The sequence below is a fragment of the Pseudomonas sp. KCJK9058 genome (assembly GCF_046230975.1).
GTDB classification, from domain to species: Bacteria; Pseudomonadota; Gammaproteobacteria; order Pseudomonadales; family Pseudomonadaceae; genus Aquipseudomonas; species Aquipseudomonas alloputida.
The window spans coordinates 25,545-44,641 of record NZ_JBJJLR010000018.1 but is presented as its reverse complement, the minus strand read 5'-3'; the positions used below and the strand labels follow the sequence as shown (position 1 = coordinate 44,641).

Genomic DNA, 19,097 nt, shown 5'->3' with positions numbered 1-19,097 from the left:
AACCGACAACAATCGGTACCGTGATGAAGAGCCCCACCATCCGCCGCTGGTCCTTGATCCACACCTGGAGCAGCCTGGTCTGTACCCTGTTCCTGCTGTTGCTGGCAGTCACCGGCCTGCCGCTGATCTTCCACCACGAACTCGAACACCTGCTAGGCGACGCCCCTGAACTGCGTGAAATGCCGGCAGGCACCCCGCACCTCGACCTGCAGCAACTGGTGCTCAAGGCCGAACAACATCGCCCCGGCGAGGTCATGCAGTACTTCGGCTACGATGAAGACGAGCCCAACGGCGTGGTCGCCATTACCGCCGCCACCGCCGGCACCGACCCCAACCTGTCGCACACCTTCATGCTCGATGCACGCACCGGCGAGGCGGTGGCCATGCCGGCCGCCAACGGCGGTTTCATGATGGTGATGCTGCGCCTGCATGTGGACATGTTCGCAGGCCTGCCGGGCAAGCTGCTGCTGGCCTTCATGGGCGTATTGTTCATTGTCGCGATTGTCTCCGGCACCGTGCTCTATGCGCCGTTCATGCGCCGCCTGGAATTCGGCACCGTACGCCACAAGAAGTCCCGCCGCCTGCGCTGGCTCGACCTGCACAACCTGATCGGCGTGGTCACCCTGGCCTGGGCATTGACGGTGAGCGTGACCGGGGTAATCAGTGCCCTGTCCGACCTGGTCATCGCAGCCTGGCGCAACGACAGCCTGGCTGCGATGGTTACCCCCTACCGCGACGCCCCGCCGCTCGTCGAGCGCGCCCCAGCCACTCGCCTGCTGGACATTGCCGAACAGGCCGCGCCGGGCATGCGCCCGGACTTCATCGCGTTTCCTGGCACGCGTTTCTCCAGCGAGCACCACTATGCGGTGTTCATGAACGGTGCCACCCACCTGAGTTCGCACCTGTTCACGCCAGTACTGATCGATGCTCGCACCCTTGAAGTGACTGCCGTCGGCAACCGTCCCTGGTACATGGATGCCATGGGCCTGTCGCAGCCACTGCATTTCGGCGATTACGGCGGGCGACCGATGCAGATCCTCTGGGCGTTACTGGACGTGCTGACAATCATCGTGCTCGGCAGCGGCCTCTACCTGTGGTGGGGCAAGCAGCGCAAACCCAGGGAGGCACGCGCATGAGCCACAGGTCGCAACCCACTGCACGCCTCTTCGCCTGGCCAGCGTTGATTGCCCTGCTTGGCTTCCTGGGCCTGTTCGCCGCACTGCTCGGCGACGGTGGCTGGGACGTTCTGGCATGGGCCGGCCTGGGCCTGCCGGCCCTGCTGAGCCTGCGCGGGCTGCTCTGGCGTCGGGGGCGCTAGCCCGCTACCACCCCGCAACCGCAGGTATTGCCAAGCATGGGGTTTTCCTCAACCAAGGAACCGCCCCATGCGCCCCCTCGAACAACTGGAACAGATCGACCGACAAATCGGTGACTTGCTCGACGGCCTTCCGACCCTCGACCTTCAACACCCCATCAACCCCGACACGCGCACCTGGCTGCACGGCGAACTGGCCAGCTTCTGGACCACGGCCGATGAGCAAGGCGAAACCCCCAGACAAAAGCTGCTGGCACTGCGCAAGGCGCTGATGTTGGCCGAGGTTGAACTGCGCCTGGGCGACGAGACCTTGGGCTACCGCTCAGCCGATCAACTATGGGCCTGCCTGCAACAGCCACTACCCTCCCAGCGCAGGCATATGCCCCTGGCCAAAAGGCCACAGGTCTACCGCGTTCTGCTGGAAGGCCTACGGCCCAACTGGCGAAGCTACCTGCCAGGCACACTGATCATCGTTGCCGGTACCGCCGAAGGCCCTATGCTCACGCCTCAGGATGCCGCAGGCGCTGCTTTGCTGTGCAGCCTGTCACAAGGCATCGAGGCTTTCGACTCCCTGGGCGCACTGCACCAGGAGCTTTGCGAACGCCTGGAAGACCCACTCCAGAGCAGACCGCTGCTGCATCTGTACACTGACACGCAGGCGGACCGCGCTCGCCGGTCACAGCGCCTGCGCTATGACTGGTACGCCGACAGCCTGCTGGAGGCCCAGATCGACAGTGTGATAGAAGCCCAACGCCAACGCCTGAGTGACACCGGCTTGTGGAGCAACGGCTCACCCGACCAGCACACCCGAATACATAAAGCCCTGGCGCTATGGCCCGAAGTCGGCGCCAAACCCATCCTGCAAACACGCTACTCTCAATTGCTTGAGAAGAATCTGCCCAACTGGCTGCGCAATACATCTGCGCAAGGCCTGAGCCATATGATGCAGGCCATGCAAACGCTGGTGGCAATCGCCGAGCAGGCTGCTGCCCCGGGAGTGCTGAGCCTTAACGACTTCAAACAACGCAATAGCCTGCTGGCCTGGGCCAACGCACGCCTTCGCGAGCACCTGAGCCATGACCTGGGGTACGACACAGATCCTCGCGAGATCAAGATCGTGGTCGTACGCGCCCGCCGCACGGGCGCCATCATGCATCCCTTCGCCCTCTCATCCTATGTCACCTATGTAGGCATGCGACGCGTGGGCCACGAGATGGTGGAGATGGTCGAGGAAATCAACACCCTCGAAGAGATCGCCCTCAAGAACTTGCCGTGGTTCGATACCGACTACTGGCTGACTGCCCGGGTGATCCATGCCCACGGCAAAGTCATGCCCGCCGGGCTCACGCCGCAGTATGTCAAGCACATGGTCCGGGAACTGAACGTGGGTGACAGCTACGCAAAGTACCTGCACACCCAACTGATCAGTTCCAGAGCAGGCAAATGGCGCCTGACTGCGCACAGCAAGGTCAACCATGCACGCATGCACGCTGAAGCCGTGAAGGCGCGCTACGCCGGACACTTTGGCGAAGACCCTTTCGAACATGGCTACAACTGGGTGCGCGCAGTGCTGGACCAACCACACAATGCCTTGCGTGCGCCAGTAGCAGGCTACCCGGTCACTGTTCGGCAGTTGAACATCATGGGCCATACCCTGCAGGGCGTGCTTCTGCTCAACAGCCTCCCCTACAAGTCTCCGGCATGCGTGCTGTACACCCCGGATGCCCCGGACCGCAGGGCCTGGCGCCGTTTTCGCACGACCCGCGAACTGCTTCGCACATTGCGCCAACAGCCCACGTTGAGAGCATACGTAGCCCAGCGCCTGCCATTGCTGCCTGCCGCCACGGTGCAGCGGCTGCTGGAGAAGGGTCGCATGAGCACACATTTGACGACACCCGAGATCAAGGACGACCTGTTCTTCGTCTACTACATGGCCGAAGCCCGGGCGCTGATCGCTCAGGCCGATGCCGAAAGCATGACGACCAGGGAAGTGAATGTGGAGTCGGTCATGGCGCTGAGCTGGCGCTTACTGGACTTCATCAGCCTGCTGCTGCCGAACCGTGCGCTGCTGGTGCTGTCGATCGGCCGCATGGCAATCGATATCTGGGACGGCGCCGAGGCTTTCAAGCAAGAGGATGTCGAAGGGGTGATACGGCATGCCTATCAGGCGCTTAGCCACATCAACGATGCGGGAACCAGTTTTCTGGGTTCCAGAGTGCTACGCCGATCCCTGCGCGGGATCCCCAAACCACCGCCACTGCCGCTGCCCGCACGCCTCCAGGTACAACCGGGCAGCAGCAGCCTGCGCTATCGCATAGACGGTATCTACGGTGAAGGTGTCTACGAGCAAAGCTCGGCGTTTGGTGGGCAATCGCTGTACTTCGTCAAGGACAACGACAACCGCTATTACCGGGTCAGCTTCGACGGCTACCGCTGGCGAGCCATCGACCCTGACCAGCCAGATGCCTATCTGCAGCAACCGCTCAAGCGCAAAGCCGACGGGCAGTGGGTGATCGACTCACCGGTGCTCTGGTACGACGGGCTGCCCGACCTGACGCAACTACTGCAGGACTGCTATCTGCAAGCGCCTGTGGCCGGCCTGCCGGTAAACACCGAACAAGGGCTTTTTCAGGCTGACGATCAGCTGTACCTGGCGCTCAAGGACGGGAAGTTGCCTGTGCGCCGCCACTTGCTGCCGGATCATTACCACTTGCAGCTTGCCGTTGCCAGCAACGCCGGTGTGGTGCCGTGGGCGGTGCTGCGCCACGAAAACGGCCAGTGGCTGATACGCGTTCGCCAGGCAGGGCGCAGCAGTGACTGGCTGACATTGCCAGATCAACCACCGCCGGCCCACTGACAGCCGGAACCGGCGGCCTCAGTCGACCAGTTTTGGCAACAGCCGGTCCAGCCGCTGATGCAAGGCACTGCCATTGGGCCAGTTGCGCAGCAGCCGCGCCCGGTCACGGGCATAGGCCGGAGCGAAGCTGAGCTGGGTGGCGTGCTGGCACATGGCATCGAGGTCGATCAGCGACCACTGGCCGTTGTGCCAGAACAGGTTATGGCCTTTGAAGTCGCCGTGGCTGATGCGTTCGCGAATCAGCTGCTGCATCACGTGCACCAAAGCATCCACCTGCTCCTCGGGCGCATCGCCGCTTTCGACGTAGGGCGCGAAGCATGCCGTCAGGTCCGGGCCGTCGACATACTCGGTGACCAGGTAAGCACGGCTGCGCAGGCCCAGCACCCGCTGCTCCAGCACCGCGAGGGGGCGTGGCGTGGCGATGTCGAGGAATTCCAGGCGGTGGCCTTCAATCCAGGAATGCCAGGCTCGGCTCGGGCGCCAGAAGCGCTTGAACCAATGTGCGGTGTTCTTGATGTTGTAGCGCTTGATCACCAACGGGCGACCATTGACCTCGATGCGCGCCACGCTGGCAGCGCCACCGGTCTTGTACAAATGGCCCTTGTCGATCAGCGCATCGGCCTGCTCCAGTACAGGCTGCATGGCCTGGACCTCACTGCGGCGGATCGCCTGCAAGCCCGAGAGGGTGCGCTGGACGCTGAACAGGCTGCACTCGCGGCCAGCCTTGTCCAGATAGTCCTTCTGCCGCCAGTGGCGCACCTTGTCCACCTGTTTCTGCAGCGCTTCCAGCGGCAACGCATGCTCGGCATTGGCCAGCAGGTAATGCACCAGCAGCTCTTCGATGAACGGCTCCAGGCGCTTGGGCAACTGGGCGAAGAACACCCCGAGGTTTTCCAGCACGCGTGGACGCGACAACTGCTGACCGGGTGTTTCCGCCCTGATGCCCGCACCGTCGATCAGGTACAGCTTGCCGGCATGGCGCAGCAGGTTGTCCAGGTGCAGGTCTTCCTGCCAAAGGCCTTGGGCGTGCATGTGCGCCACAGCCGTGAGCGCTTCGCCCAGTACCAGGTGCTGCTCGTCCGCCAGCACTGGCAGGTTTTCCACTGCGGCCCAGGCATCGGCCAGGCTTTGGGCACCGTCAAGGAACTCGAACAGCAGCCAGCCGCCCTCGCCTTCCTTGAGGCCGTCGGCCAGTAGCGTCGGTGTGGTCAGGCCTTGTTCGGCCAGCAACTTCACACCCTGCAGTTCGCGCTGGAAATGCCGCGCGGCGTTACCACCGACCAGCAGCTTCGCCAGCACCGGTGTGCCACGCCAGACACCAGCGCCCACATAACGCTGGCCCGGCAGCACACGCAGCAGGGTGAGCAGTTGCAAGTCGGCACTGCCGGCGGCATCAACCAACGTGATACTCAGGGGCAGCGTCGGGCTGCGCCCGGCATCCTTCAGTTCAGACAAACGCATCAGCGAGCCTCTTTTTCACGACGGCGTTGCGTCAGCCGTTGCAGCCAGGTGTCGACCAGCGCGCCGTCAGCCGGCTGCCCCAGGTAGGTCGCCAGCAAAGTACGTACATCCTGCACGCGCCAGGCCTGCGCGCGGCGCAGCAGCGGCTCCAGGTCCTTGAGGCGGTCACGCATGCCGAACAGCAGCGGCCGGGTCTTTTCCAGGTCGATCAATTGCGCGTCCCAACCCTCACGGCGTTGACGCAGGAAAATGTGCTTGGGGTAGAAGCAACCATGCACCTGGCCGGCGCTGTGCAGGGTGCGCGCCAGCTGACCGCAGGCCTGCAGGATGCCAGTGCGCTCGGCTTCACCCAACCGCGGCCACTGCGCCAGCAGGCTGTCGAGGTCGGCCCATTCGTCCAGAGCGCGGGTCATCAGGATAGCCCGGTGCTTGCCGCCCTGCTTGCGCTCGCCGTAGAACACCGCCTGCAATGCCGGAATGCGCAGCTTCTGGTAGCGACTGATGTTGCGGAATTCGCGGGCGAAGGTGGGCTCGCCGAACGGCCGGTGCAAGGTACGGGTCAGGTAGTCGCTCTGGCGCTTGAGGTAGTAGCCCTTGCCTTCGAGTTCCAGACGGAAGACGCTGCTCCAGCCACCACGGCCGGTGTTGGGTTCGTCCACAGCATCAAGTTGCAGCGCCCACAGTGCCTCGAAGTTGTCCAGGCCATGGCGCTTGAGCAGCGCGAGGTCCGCGCTGGCCAGGTAATCGGTCATTCCCTTCCCTCGAAAAAGCCCAGTACCCGATGAATGCGCTTCTTGTCACGCACATTCAGCCGGTCGCGGCCACGGTATTGCAGGTAGAAGCGCAGGCGCTGGGTAGCTGACAGGTGGTATTTGGCCACTTTGTCCAGGCATGCCAGGTCCTTGATCATCCGGTGGCGCCACATGAAACCGCGCCAGAAGTCGCCGGTGGGGCAGTCGATGAAGAATAGCGTGCCTTGGTCATCGACCAGCAGGTTGCGCCACTTCAGGTCGTTATGGGCAAAGCGGTGTTGGTGCATGACCCGGGTATGGCGCGCCAGTTGACGGCTGACATGGTCGACCCAGCTGCGGTCGGCCAAGCGCGCATCGTTGTTATCGGCCAGGGCCGACAGGTCTTCGGTGTGCGGCAGCTCACGGGTGATCATAGCGCCACGGCCAAAGGCCAGGCCGTTGCGCTCCAGGCCCCAGGCCACGACTTCGGCAGTGGGAATACCCCATTTGGCGAACTGCTTGAGGTTTTGCCATTCGGCCTTGATGCGTGGCCGCCCCAGGTACCGGCGCATGTGCTTGCCGGCCCCGGTGTAGCGCTTGACGTAGTAGTTGATCCCGTCACGCTCGATGCGTACCACCTCACTGAGCGGGTCGCGGGTCAGCCGTTCGCCCTGGAGGGCGAACACCGCGTCGAGGCTGCCGAAGTCCGCCGCCAGGTGTTCGTACCCCGGCGCCAGTGTCCAACTCGCCATCAGAGTGCGTCCCCATAGCGTTGCTTGCGATCGTAGAGTTTCTGGGCCTTGCGCTCCAACCAGGCGAGCAGTGCGGCTTCGTCCTTCAGCACCTGCCGCAGCGGACGCTGGAAGTAACCGCGCAGGAAGCGCAGCTTGTCGCGTTGGGTCAGGCCAATGTCCAGGGCCGAAAAGTACAGCGCAGCCAGGTCTTTGTCGCGCCAGCGGCGGCTGATTCTGGCACGGGTTTGCGCGCGGTGCAGGTCGATCACCGACAGTTTGAAGTCATCTGCCGTCACCGGTCGGTCGGTGTGCAGCAGAAAATGGCAGATGTAGCAATCGCGGTGGTTGACCCCGGCGCGGTGCATCCCGCCGGTCATCTTCGCCACCTCGGCGATCAGTGCACGCTTCAGGCGCGGCTCAGGCGGCTGCTTGACCCAGTCGATGCTGAAGTCTTCCAGGCTGATGGTCGGCGCCAGCTCTTCAGTGATGATGAACGAGTGCTGCGCGGCCGGGTTGCTGCCACGCTCGCCATAGGCGACTGCGGTCATGGTAGGCACACCCACCTCATGCAGGCGCTGGATGGCCTTCCACTCCTGGCCGGCACCGAGCACCGGCAGCTTGGCGGTGAACAGGTTCTTGAAGATCTCGCCCCAGCCGATGCCACGGTGGATCTTGACGAAAAAGCCCTCGCCAGCCACTTCGGTGCGCAGCGTGCGGCGCCCTTCCAGCTCGCGATAGACCTCGCCTTGCAGCGCCTCCACGGCGTCGAAGGCATCACGCCCGGCCCACAGGCGTTTGAAGGGTTCGGCCAATATCAGCTTCATGCGGTTTTTTGCCCCAGGATCACGTCGGCAGCATGCTGCGGCATGCTGTACAGATCGGCGCTATCAGCAAATGCCAGGCCATTGCGCGACCAGCTGGCACGCGCCTGCGGGTCTTCGAGCATGCGCTGCAGATAGCCGTTGAGCTGATCTTGTTCGAACGGCTCGTCCAGCACCAGGCCGCTGTCGGCCTCGGCAATGTAGTGGGCATAACCGCACACCTTGGACACCAGCACCGGCAAGCCGGCGACCAACGCTTCGAGCAGCACCGTACCGGTATTCTCGTTGTACGCCGGGTGAATCAGCAGGTCGGCGCCCAGCAGGAAGCGCGGGATATCGCTGCGGCCCTTGAGGAACTGCACCTGGTCGCCCAGGCCCAGAGTGGCGCTTTGCAGCTGGAATACCTTGGGGTCGTCCTGGCCGATCACCATCAGCCTGGTGCGTTTGCGCAGGGCCGACGGCAGCGCGGCCAGTGCCTTGAGGCTGCGGTCCACACCTTTGGTCTTGAAGCCTGAGCCAATCTGCACCAGCAGCAGGTCGTCATCCCCAAGATTGAATTCCTTGCGGAACTCGGCGCGGATCTCGGCGGCATTGGCCGGCGCACGGCGATCCTGGGAAATGCCTGGCGGCAGCAGGTGGAAGCGTTCTACCGGGGTGCCGTAATGCTTGATGAACAGCGGCTGCTGCACTTCGGAAATCATCAGCACTTCGGTATGGGCGTCCTTGGCAAACACCGCACGCTCGTACTCGGCAAAGTGCCGGTAGCGGCCCCAGCGGCGGTACAGCCCACCGCGCAGGGTCTGTGCCTTGTCCTCGAAGCAGCCGTCGGCGGCGTAGTACACGTCCAGCCCTGGCATCTTGTTGAAGCCGATCAGGCGGTCGACCGGGCGCTTGGCCAGGTCGGCGGCCATCCAGGCGCTGAGCTTCTCGTTGCGGCGGTGGTTGAAGATCGCCTTCACCGGCGCCACCAGCACCTCGAAGCCCGGCGGAATGTCACCCTCCCAGATCAGCGTATACACACGGATCTGGTGGCCCCGCTTCTGGCATTCCAGGGCAATGCGCATGAAGTCGCGCTGCAGCCCGCCGAAGGGGAAATATTTGTAAAGCACGAAAGCCAGTTGCATCAACGGACATCCTCAGCCAGCAGCAACGCGCTCAAGCGGCTCGCCACATGCTCGGGATTCAGGCGAGTGAAGCACAGTGGCCACTCGCGTTTCAGATCGAACCGGGCCAGGTCATCGGCGCTCGGTTTGTAGGTGCACTTCTTCTGCAGGCAGGGAGCGCAAGGCCAGTCACTGGCCTGGTGAATCTGGGTCCGTCCGTAGGCGCCAGTCAGGCCCGGGTTGGTTGGGCCAAACAGCGAAAGGGTGGGCACATCGAGTGCCGCCGCCAGGTGGCCAAGGCCGGTATCGACCGCCACGCAGGCCTTTGCCGCCGCCAGAACACGAGCGACGCCGGCAAGGTTCAATTTGGGGAGCACCTGGCAGTTGTTCAAGCCTTGGGCAATTCGCTCGGCCCGCGCCTTCTCAGCCGGATTACCCCAGGGCAGGCGCACTTCCAGCTTGCGCCGGCCCATGCGCTCGGCCAGTTCGCGCCAGTAGGCTTCGGGCCAGTGCTTGGTCGCCCAGGTGGTGCCATGCAGGAACACCACATAGGGCGCAGCTGGCGGCAGTTGCAGGCGGTCGAGGTCCAGGCCGTAGTTGCCGATGCCTTCTGGCAGGTCATAAGCCAGGGCCATGGCAAACAGTTGGCGCACCCGCTCCACCGCGTGCTGGCCGGTAGCGACCGACAGAGGCCGGTCGTAGAAGCGGCTGGCCCAGCCTTCGCGCGCCGAGTAGCGGTCCAGGCCGGCTACGGGTGCCTTCACGTAACGGGTCAACCAGGCCGACTTGACCAGGCCCTGGGCGTCGATCACAAGGTCATACTTGCGCTCGCGCACGCGCTGCTTGAACGCCTTCCACTCGCCACTCTTGATGGTTTGCCAGAGGTTCTTGCGCCAGCGACGGATCGCCACCGGGATGACCTGGTCGACCGCGGGGTGCCAACTGGGGATTTCGGCGAAGCCTTCTTCCACCACCCAATCGAAACGGATGCCGGGAATGGCATGGGCGGCATCGGTAAGCGCCGGCAGGGTGTGGATGACATCCCCCAGCGACGAGGTCTTGATGATCAGTACCCGCACTTAGTCGACCTCGGCCACGGTATCGATCAGGTCCGGTCCGCTGAGGCTGTGCAGGGCGGCAATCACTTTGCCCGGTTCCAGCAGACGCAGGCAGTTGTAATGGCCGAAGCGACAGGTGCGGTCAAAGCACGGGCTGCACTCGATACCGGTGCGCACCACTTCCACCTGTTCGGCCAGCGGTGGGGTGAAGCCGGGTGAAGTCGAGCCGTACACCGCCACCAACGGACGGTTCAGCGCAGCGGCCACGTGCATCAGACCGGAATCGTTGGACACCACGGCATGGGCGCAGGACATCAGGTCGATGGCCTCGGCCAGCGAGGTCTCACCGGCCAGGTTGGACGACTCTTCACGGAACCCCGGAATCAGCCGGTCGCGGATCTGCTCACCGACCGGGTGATCGTTCTTCGAGCCGAACAGCCACACTTGCCAGCCTTGGCGAATCATCGCATCGGCCACAGCGGCATAGTGCTCTGCCGGCCAGCGCTTGGCTTCGCCAAACTCGGCGCCAGGGCACAGCGCCAGTACCGGACGGTCCAGTTCCAGGCCGAACTTGGCCAGGGCGGCGTCACGGCTTTGCGCTTCGATCTGCAGGTTGGGGCGCGGGTATGGCTGCGGCAGCTCGGCGCCGGGTGCGTAAGCCAGGGCCATGAAGCGCTCGATCATCAGCGGATAGCGGGCCTTGTCCAGCTTGCGCACATCGTTCAGCAGACCGAAGCGCATTTCACCGCGCCAGCCGGTGCGTTTGGGAATGCCGGCAAAAAAGGGCACCAGCGCCGACTTGAGCGAGTTGGGCAGCAGGATAGCCTGGTCGTACTGGCCGGCCAGGGACTTGCCGATGCGCCGACGTGTGGCCAGCTCCAGCGCGCCGTGACCGAGCGGGAAGCTCAAGGCCTGACGCACTTCAGGCATGCGTTCGAGGATCGGCCGGCTCCATTCAGGGGCCAGCACGTCGATCACGCAGTCGGGGTGCTGCTGTTTCAGGCACTGGAACAGGGTCTGCGCCATCACCATGTCGCCGACCCAGCTGGGGCCAATGATCAGTATTCTCATGCTTAGTCCAGAAACGCTCGGGGAGGCTACAGGCTGCGGTACAGCCTGGCCTCCCCTCTTTATATTCAGGCTATGTGGCGGACAGTGTACCACTCACATGGCCTATTCGCGGGCAAGCCCGCTCCCACAGGGATTGCACACTGCTCAGGGCCTGTGCAGTACCTGTGGGAGCGGGCTTGCCCGCGAATAAGCCAACACGGTATCAGCTTAAACCCAACTCACCCCAGATCCGCCGCACTTCACGGCGTTCATCGGCAAACTGCGCCGCATCGATCACCCCGGCCTCCTTCTGCAGGGCCTGGCGGTGGGAGGCCGAGCGGAACGCCTTGTACACTTCACGCAACAGCACCGCGTCACTGGCCGGCATCAGGTTCGCCTGCTCCAGCTCTTCCAGAATGCGGATGTTATCGGTCCATCGAAGTATGGCCGGATGGTCATGGGACCAGGCCAAAGCGGCGTATTGCACCATAAATTCGATATCGACGATACCGCCGGCATCCTGCTTGATATCGAAGGGTACGCCGGCGTCGAAAGCGTTCGCCGCAGTACCGGCAGCCGTAGCCTTGGTACCGAGGTTGTCACGCATCTTGGCGCGCATTTCACTCACCTCGCCGCGCAGTTTTTCCAGGTCGCGGGCCTGGCCCAGTACCTTGGCACGCACACCTTCGAATGCCGCCCCCACCTGCTTGCAACCCACCAGCACACGGGCCCGTACCAGCGCCTGGTGTTCCCAGGTCCAGGCTTCGTTCTGCTGGTAGCGCTCGAAGGCGCCCAGCGAGCTGACCAGCAGGCCCGAGGCGCCGGACGGGCGCAGGCGCATATCCACGTCGTACAGTTGGCCCGAGTTGGTCTGGGTGGTCAGCAAGTGGATGATGCGCTGCCCCAGACGCGTGAAGAACTGCGCACTGTCGATAGGCTTCGCACCGTCGGTTTCCGCCTGCGGATCGCCGTCATGGATGAAGACCAGGTCCAGGTCCGAACCGTGGCCTAGCTCCAGGCCGCCCATCTTGCCGTAACCGATGATGATGAAACCCGGGTCGCACAGGCTGCCGTCGCTGCGCTTGGGTTGGCCGTGGCGGGCCACGGTCTGGCGCCAGGCCAAGGCCAACACCTGGTCGAGGATGGCTTCCGCCAGCCAGGTCAGGTAGTCGCTGACTTTCATCAACGGCAGGTTGCCGCTGATTTCCGAGGCGGCCACGCGCAGGCTGTGGGCCAGCTTGAAATGGCGCAGCGCCTCCATCTGCTGCTCCAGGTCGTCCTCGGGGATGCGCGTCAGGCGCTCGCGCAGCTCGCTGGCCAGTTCTGGCGCCAAGGGCGGGCTGAACAAGCGGCCCTCATTGAGCAGTTCGTCGAGCAGCAACGGGTAAAGGGCAATCTGCTCGGCAATCCACGGGCTGGCGGCGCACAGCGTCAGCAAACGGCGCAAGGCACCGGGGTTTTCGGTCAGCAGTACCAGGTAGGCAGAACGCCTTGCCACAGCCTCGACCAATGGCAACACCCGCTCAAGTACCAGGTCGGGGTTGTCATGCTCCACCGCCTGGGCAAGCAGCCGTGGGATGAATGCGTCAAGTCGCTCACGGCCGATGCGCTGCATCGAGCGCAACTGCGGGCTGGAACGCAGCCCGGCCAGGCGCCTCAAGGCTTCGGCGGGTTGCTTGAAGCCAGCCTCTTGCAATTGCCGGCCAGCGGCTTCTTCATCCTGCGCCTGCTCCCACAACGGCGACCACTCACCACCCACCACCAGTTCGCCTTCGCCGTCTTCATCATCCGGGTCGGCAATGACCTGGCGGAAATGCCAGTCGATACGGCCTCGCCAGTACATCAGCTGGTCGTGGAAGCTCTGCCAATCGGCAAAACCGAGCACATAGGCCACGCGAGCCTGATCGGTCTCACCTTCCGGTAACATTTGCGTCTGGCGGTCGGCGATGGCCTGGATGGCGTGCTCGGTGTAGCGCAGGAACTCATAGCCCTCGCGCAACTCGGCCACCACTGCTGGCGGCAGGTAGCCTTGGCCTTCCAGGGTGGCCAGCACCTTGAGCAACGGCCGCTGCTGCAGGCTGAGGTCACGCCCGCCGTGGATCAGCTGGAAAGCCTGGGCAATGAATTCCACTTCGCGAATACCACCGGCACCCAGCTTGATGTTCTCGGCCATGCCCTTGCGCCGCACTTCCTGCTGGATCAGCTGCTTCATGGTGCGCAGCGCTTCGATTGCGGAAAAGTCCAGGTAGCGGCGGTACACGAACGGGCGCAGCATCTCCTGCAGCTGCGCGCCGGCCGCCTGGTCGCCGGCCACCACCCGCGCCTTGATCATCGCGTAACGTTCCCAGTCACGGCCCTGGTCCTGGTAGTACTGCTCCAGTGCATTGAAGCTGAGCACCAGGGCACCCGCCGAACCATAGGGACGCAGGCGCATGTCAACGCGGAATACAAAGCCGTCGACGGTAACCGGGTCCAGCGCCTTGATCAGCCTTTGGCCCAGGCGCGTGAAGAACTCCTGGTTATCCAGCGAGCGCTTCACCCCTTCGGTTTCACCGCCCTCGGGGAAACCGAAGATCAGGTCGATGTCCGACGACAGGTTAAGCTCTACCGCTCCCAGCTTGCCCATGCCCAGCACCACCATGTGCTGCGGCTGGCCGCTGCGGTTGCCGATGGGCGTCCCGAATTGCTGGCAATGGCGCGGGTACAGCCATTGGTAGGCTTCGTCGATGGCCGCATCGGCAAGGTCCGACAGGTCGCGGCAGGTTTCGCCAAGTTCCGCCTGACGGGTAATGTCGCGCCAGATAATGCGCAACTGCTGGCGGTTGCGCGCGCGGCGCAGATTGCGCGCCAGCTCGTCCTCGCTCTGTGCCGCCTGGGCTGTTGCGGCGATTTGCCCGCGCAGCTCACCCGGGGCGTATCGCCGCTCCAGCTCGCCACTGGCCAGCAGGGCGAACAGCATGGCGGGCTCGCGCTGGGCCAAACTGAGCACGAATTCACTGGCAGCAGCCACCTGGTCGAACTGCTGCCGGTGCAGCGGGCTCCAGGCCTGCAGGTCGAGTTCGGGGTGGCCGGCCACGGCATCGCTGATGAACTGCTGGTTGCGAGTGACCAGCGGCTGCAAGGTGGCAGGCAGATCGGAGGGCAAAGGTAGGCGCATGGTCTATCCTTGATCGGCGTGAAATAGAGGGGAAAAAGCGGCCAAGGGGAAGCCGGACCACGGTTGGACTGTCGTACAAAAGTTGGAAATAGCTGAAAAAAACGAAAACTTGGCAACAAACATCAAGAACCACCCGTTCGCGACACAATGCCAACCAACATGAACGTTTTTCCTCACAAGCCAAGGTGCGACCAAACGTCGCACAAATGTAGTTTTACTACTACTCGTGTCGTGTAAAAGCATGAAATGCGAAAGCAAATGTAGTAAAACTACAACGCGCCGGAAGACACCCCGGTAATCCAAGAATTCACGACGTCTGCCCATAAGGCCAGTCGCAATCTCAGGCAATCGATTCTGGTTGCCTTTCCGCCCTGGAGCAAGCCATGCAAGACCTCGATCCAATCGAAACCCAGGAATGGCTGGATGCCCTGGAGTCGGTCCTCGACAAAGAAGGCGAAGACCGCGCTCATTACCTGATGACCCGTATGGGCGAGCTGGCCACCCGTAGTGGCTCCCAGCTGCCGTATGCGATCACCACGCCATACCGCAACACCATCCCTGTCACCCACGAAGCACGCATGCCTGGCGACCTGTTCATGGAACGCCGCATTCGCTCGATGGTGCGTTGGAACGCGCTGGCCATGGTCATGCGCACCAACCTGAAAGACTCGGACCTGGGCGGACACATCTCTAGCTTCGCCTCCAGTGCCACCCTGTACGACATCGGCTTCAACTACTTCTTCCAGGCCCCTACCGAAGAACACGGCGGCGACCTGGTCTTCTTCCAGGGCCACGCATCGCCAGGCGTCTACGCCCGTGCCTTCATGGAAGGCCGTATCAGCGAAGACCAGATGAACAACTTCCGTCAGGAAGTGGACGGCAACGGCCTGTCTTCGTACCCGCACCCATGGTTGATGCCTGACTTCTGGCAGTTCCCGACCGTTTCGATGGGTCTGGGCCCAATCCAGGCGATCTACCAGGCACGCTTCATGAAGTACCTGGAAGCCCGTGGCTTCATCCCGGCCGGCAAGCAGAAGGTCTGGTGCTTCATGGGCGACGGTGAGTGCGACGAGCCGGAATCCCTGGGTGCAATCGCCCTGGCCGGCCGCGAGAAGCTGGACAACCTGATCTTCGTCATCAACTGCAACCTGCAGCGCCTCGACGGCCCGGTTCGCGGCAACGGCAAGATCATCCAGGAACTCGAAGGCGTGTTCCGTGGCGGTGGCTGGAACGTCAACAAAGTCGTCTGGGGCCGTTTCTGGGACCCACTGCTGGCCAAGGACACCAACGGCGCCCTGCAGCGCCGCATGGACGAAGTCATCGACGGCGAATACCAGAACTACAAAGCCAAAGACGGCGCGTACGTTCGCGAGCACTTCTTCAACACCCCGGAACTCAAGGCCATGGTCGAAGACCTGTCCGACGAAGAGATCTGGAAGCTCAACCGTGGCGGTCACGACCCGTACAAGGTCTACGCGGCGTATCACCAGGCTGTGAACCACAAAGAGCAGCCGACCGTCATCCTGGCCAAGACCATCAAGGGTTACGGCACCGGTGCTGGCGAAGCCAAGAACACCGCGCACAACACCAAGAAGGTCGACGTCGACAGCCTGCGTCACTTCCGTGACCGCTTCGACATCCCGGTCAAGGATGCCGACCTGGAGAACCTGCCGTTCTTCAAGCCGGAAGAAGGTTCTGCCGAAGCCAAGTACCTGGCCGAGCGCCGCGCAGCCCTGGGTGGCTTCGTACCGCAGCGCCGTGCCAAGAGCTTCAGCGTGCCGACCCCGCCACTGGAAACGCTGAAAGCGATCCTGGACGGCTCGGGCGACCGCGAAATCTCCACCACCATGGCCTTCGTGCGTATTCTGGCGCAGCTGGTCAAGGACAAGGACATCGGCCAGCGCATCGTCCCGATCATCCCGGACGAAGCCCGTACCTTCGGTATGGAAGGCATGTTCCGCCAGTTGGGCATCTACTCGTCGGTCGGCCAGCTCTACGAGCCAGTCGATAAAGACCAGGTGATGTTCTACCGCGAAGACAAGAAGGGCCAGATCCTCGAGGAAGGCATCAACGAAGCCGGCGCCATGTCGTCGTTCATCGCTGCCGGTACCTCGTACAGCTGCCACAACCAGCCGATGCTGCCGTTCTACATCTTCTACTCGATGTTCGGTTTCCAGCGTATTGGCGACCTGGCCTGGGCCGCTGGCGACAGCCGCACCCGTGGCTTCCTGATCGGCGGTACCGCCGGCCGTACCACCCTCAACGGTGAAGGCCTGCAGCACGAAGACGGTCACAGCCACATGATGGCGGGCACCATCCCGAACTGCCGCACCTACGATCCGACCTACGGCTACGAGCTGGCGGTGATCATCCAGGACGGCATGAAGAAGATGACCGAAGAGCAACAGGACATCTTCTACTACATCACCGTGATGAACGAATCCTACCAGCAGCCAGCCATGCCGGCCGGTGTCGAGGAAGGCATCATCAAGGGCATGTACCTGCTGGAAGAGGACACCCGCGAAGCCGCACACCACGTACAGCTGATGGGCTCCGGCACCATCCTGCGCGAAGTCCGCGAAGCCGCGAAGATCCTGCGTGAAGAGTTCAACGTCGGTGCCGACGTGTGGAGCGTCACCAGCTTCAACGAACTGCGCCGTGACGGCCTGGCCGTGGAACGCGCCAACCGCCTGAAGCCTGGCCAGAAGCCAAAGCAGACCTACGTCGAGCAGTGCCTGAACGGTCGCAAAGGCCCGGTTATCGCCTCTACCGACTACATGAAGCTGTTCGCCGAGCAGATTCGCCAGTGGGTACCGAGCAAAGAGTTCAAAGTCCTGGGTACCGACGGTTACGGTCGCAGCGACAGCCGCAAGAAGCTGCGTCACTTCTTCGAAGTCGACCGCCACTTCGTGGTGCTGGCTGCCCTGGAAGCCCTGGCTGACCGTGGCGAGATCGAACCCAAGGTTGTTGCAGACGCTATCGTCAAGTTCGGTATCGACCCGGACAAGCGCAACCCACTGGACTGCTGAGGAGTATTTTTAAGTGAGCGAACTCATTCGCGTACCTGACATCGGCAGCGGTGAAGGTGAAATCATCGAGCTGTTCGTCAAGGTCGGTGATCGTATCGAGGCTGACCAGAGCCTGCTGACCCTGGAGTCCGACAAGGCCTCCATGGAAATTCCGGCGCCCAAGGCCGGCGTCATCAAGGAACTGAAGGTCAAGCTGGGCGACCGCCTGAAAGAAGGCGACGAGCTGCTGGTCCTGGAAGCCGAGGGCGCCGCTGCTGCGGCCCCTGAGGCTCCGGCCGCTGCCGCTGCTCCGGCTGCTGCTCCAGCGCCAGCCGCTGAAGCCGCTCCGGCTGCTCCGGCCGCAGCCCCGGCTGCTGCCAGCGTGCAGGACATCCACGTGCCGGACATTGGTTCGTCGGGCAAGGCCAAGATCATCGAAGTGCTGGTCAAGGTCGGCGACACCGTCGAAGCCGACCAGTCGCTGATTACCCTGGAGTCCGACAAGGCTTCCATGGAAATCCCGTCGCCGGCTGCCGGCGTGGTCGAAGAAGTACTGTGCAAGCTGGAAGACGAAGTCGGCACTGGCGACCTGATCTTCAAGCTCAAGGTTGCTGGCGCTGCGCCTGCTGCGGCAGCGGCTCCAGCTGCTGCTGCCCCGGCCAAGGCTGAGGCTGCTCCGGCTGCCGCACCTGCTCCTGCTGCTGCCCCGGCCGCTGCCGCAGCACCGGTTGCTACCGCACCGGCTGCCGGCAGCAATGCCAAGGTTCACGCAGGCCCGGCGGTTCGCCAGCTGGCCCGTGAATTTGGTGTCGACCTGGGCGCGGTTGCCGCCACCGGTCCGCACGGCCGCATCCTGAAAGAAGACGTGCAGGTGTACGTCAAGGCGATGATGCAGAAGGCCAAGGAAGCACCGGCAGCCGCTGGCGCAACCGGCGGCGCCGGCATCCCGCCGATCCCTGCCGTGGACTTCAGCAAGTTCGGTGAAGTGGAAGAAGTGGCCCTGACCCGCCTGATGCAGGTCGGTGCTGCCAACCTGCACCGCAGCTGGCTCAACGTGCCGCACGTGACCCAGTTCGACTCTGCCGACATCACCGAGCTGGAAGCCTTCCGCGTTGCGCAGAAGGCCGTGGCCGAGAAAGCTGGCGTGAAGCTGACCGTGCTGCCACTGCTGCTCAAGGCCTGCGCCTTCCTGCTCAAGGAACTGCCGGACTTCAACAGCTCGCTGGCGCCAAGCGGCAAGGCCATCATCCGCAAGAAGTACGTGCACATCGGCTTCGCCGTGGACACCCCGGACGGCCTGCTGGTCCCTGTGATCAAGAACGTCGACCAGAAGAGCCTGCTGCAACTGGCTGCCGAAGCCGCTGCACTGGCCGAGAAGGCGCGCACCAAGAAGCTGTCGGCCGACGAGATGCAAGGCGCTTGCTTCACCATCTCCAGCCTCGGCCACATTGGCGGCACCGGCTTCACGCCGATCGTCAACGCGCCGGAAGTGGCTATCCTGGGCGTCTCCAAGGCGACCATGCAGCCAGTCTGGGATGGCAAGGCCTTCCAGCCTAAGCTGATGCTGCCGCTTTCGCTGTCCTACGATCACCGTGTGATCAACGGCGCTGCCGCCGCGCGCTTCACCAAGCGCCTGGGCGACGTGCTGGGCGATATCCGCACCATGCTGCTGTAAGCCAGCACACTGCCCCTCCTTGCGAGGGGCAGTACCCTTTTCGAGCTGCCACGCTCGTACCTCAACCCCGTCGATTGGCGGGGCTTTTTTTGCCTGGAAAAAGCTGGGAGGGCTTCGCCCTCCTTTC

Annotated in this window: 13 protein-coding genes; 5 read left to right on the top strand and 8 right to left on the bottom strand. The window is 63.2% G+C overall.

Translation table 11 applies throughout. The features are described 5' to 3' along the window. Positions 1–23 precede the first annotated feature (23 nt). From ACK59Z_RS12375 to ACK59Z_RS12365, 3 genes are all read left to right on the top strand, one after another. Positions 24–1,136 (top strand): PepSY-associated TM helix domain-containing protein, encoded by a 1,113-nt coding sequence (locus ACK59Z_RS12375; protein WP_409293093.1) that lies wholly within the window; start codon positions 24–26, stop codon positions 1,134–1,136. Further along, positions 1,133–1,318: a hypothetical protein gene (locus tag ACK59Z_RS12370; protein WP_014860432.1), complete on the top strand. Its 186-nt coding sequence runs from the start codon at positions 1,133–1,135 to the stop codon at positions 1,316–1,318. Before ACK59Z_RS12375 ends, ACK59Z_RS12370 begins: the two co-directional genes overlap by 4 nt. Positions 1,319–1,385: 67 nt before the next feature. Continuing rightward, entirely contained in the window at positions 1,386–4,172 is a 2,787-nt protein-coding gene (locus ACK59Z_RS12365; RefSeq protein ID WP_108191836.1) for a dermonecrotic toxin domain-containing protein, read from the top strand. Positions 4,173–4,190: 18 nt separating this feature from the next. Here the strand turns inward: ACK59Z_RS12365 and ACK59Z_RS12360 are convergent, their stop codons facing one another. From ACK59Z_RS12360 to glnE, 8 genes are all read right to left on the bottom strand, one after another. After that, complete coding sequence (locus ACK59Z_RS12360; RefSeq protein WP_019750251.1) at positions 4,191–5,633, bottom strand: lipopolysaccharide kinase InaA family protein; 1,443 nt, start codon at positions 5,631–5,633, stop codon at positions 4,191–4,193. After that, positions 5,633–6,385 (bottom strand): lipopolysaccharide kinase InaA family protein, encoded by a 753-nt coding sequence (locus ACK59Z_RS12355; protein ID WP_003255640.1) that lies wholly within the window; start codon positions 6,383–6,385, stop codon positions 5,633–5,635. Before ACK59Z_RS12355 ends, ACK59Z_RS12360 begins: the two co-directional genes overlap by 1 nt. Continuing rightward, positions 6,382–7,116 carry a lipopolysaccharide kinase InaA family protein gene (locus ACK59Z_RS12350; RefSeq protein ID WP_003255642.1) on the bottom strand — a complete coding sequence of 245 codons (735 nt, stop codon included), beginning with the start codon at positions 7,114–7,116 and terminating at the stop codon, positions 6,382–6,384. Before ACK59Z_RS12350 ends, ACK59Z_RS12355 begins: the two co-directional genes overlap by 4 nt. After that, a complete protein-coding gene (rfaP, locus tag ACK59Z_RS12345) occupies positions 7,116–7,922 on the bottom strand; it encodes a lipopolysaccharide core heptose(I) kinase RfaP (protein WP_003255644.1) in 807 nt (268 codons plus the stop codon). Before rfaP ends, ACK59Z_RS12350 begins: the two co-directional genes overlap by 1 nt. Further along, on the bottom strand, positions 7,919–9,043 hold the full coding sequence (locus tag ACK59Z_RS12340) for a glycosyltransferase family 4 protein (protein ID WP_003255647.1): 1,125 nt from the start codon (positions 9,041–9,043) through the stop codon (positions 7,919–7,921). Before ACK59Z_RS12340 ends, rfaP begins: the two co-directional genes overlap by 4 nt. Then, on the bottom strand, positions 9,043–10,101 hold the full coding sequence (waaC, locus tag ACK59Z_RS12335; protein WP_003255648.1) for a lipopolysaccharide heptosyltransferase I: 1,059 nt from the start codon (positions 10,099–10,101) through the stop codon (positions 9,043–9,045). Before waaC ends, ACK59Z_RS12340 begins: the two co-directional genes overlap by 1 nt. Beyond that, positions 10,102–11,151 carry a lipopolysaccharide heptosyltransferase II gene (gene waaF, locus ACK59Z_RS12330; protein ID WP_003255649.1) on the bottom strand — a complete coding sequence of 350 codons (1,050 nt, stop codon included), beginning with the start codon at positions 11,149–11,151 and terminating at the stop codon, positions 10,102–10,104. 202 nt (positions 11,152–11,353) lie between these two features. Next, positions 11,354–14,287 carry a bifunctional [glutamate--ammonia ligase]-adenylyl-L-tyrosine phosphorylase/[glutamate--ammonia-ligase] adenylyltransferase gene (gene glnE, locus ACK59Z_RS12325; protein ID WP_010951694.1) on the bottom strand — a complete coding sequence of 978 codons (2,934 nt, stop codon included), beginning with the start codon at positions 14,285–14,287 and terminating at the stop codon, positions 11,354–11,356. 383 nt (positions 14,288–14,670) lie between these two features. On the opposite strand from glnE, the gene aceE reads away from it, so the two are divergent. Together aceE and aceF are read left to right on the top strand one after the other, a co-directional pair. Continuing rightward, positions 14,671–17,316, top strand: coding sequence for a pyruvate dehydrogenase (acetyl-transferring), homodimeric type (gene aceE, locus ACK59Z_RS12320; protein WP_108191838.1), 2,646 nt, complete (start codon positions 14,671–14,673; stop codon positions 17,314–17,316). Between the two features lie 13 nt (positions 17,317–17,329). Next, positions 17,330–18,970, top strand: a complete 1,641-nt coding sequence (gene aceF, locus ACK59Z_RS12315) for a dihydrolipoyllysine-residue acetyltransferase (RefSeq protein ID WP_108191839.1) — start codon at positions 17,330–17,332, stop codon at positions 18,968–18,970. Positions 18,971–19,097: the final 127 nt, after the last annotated feature.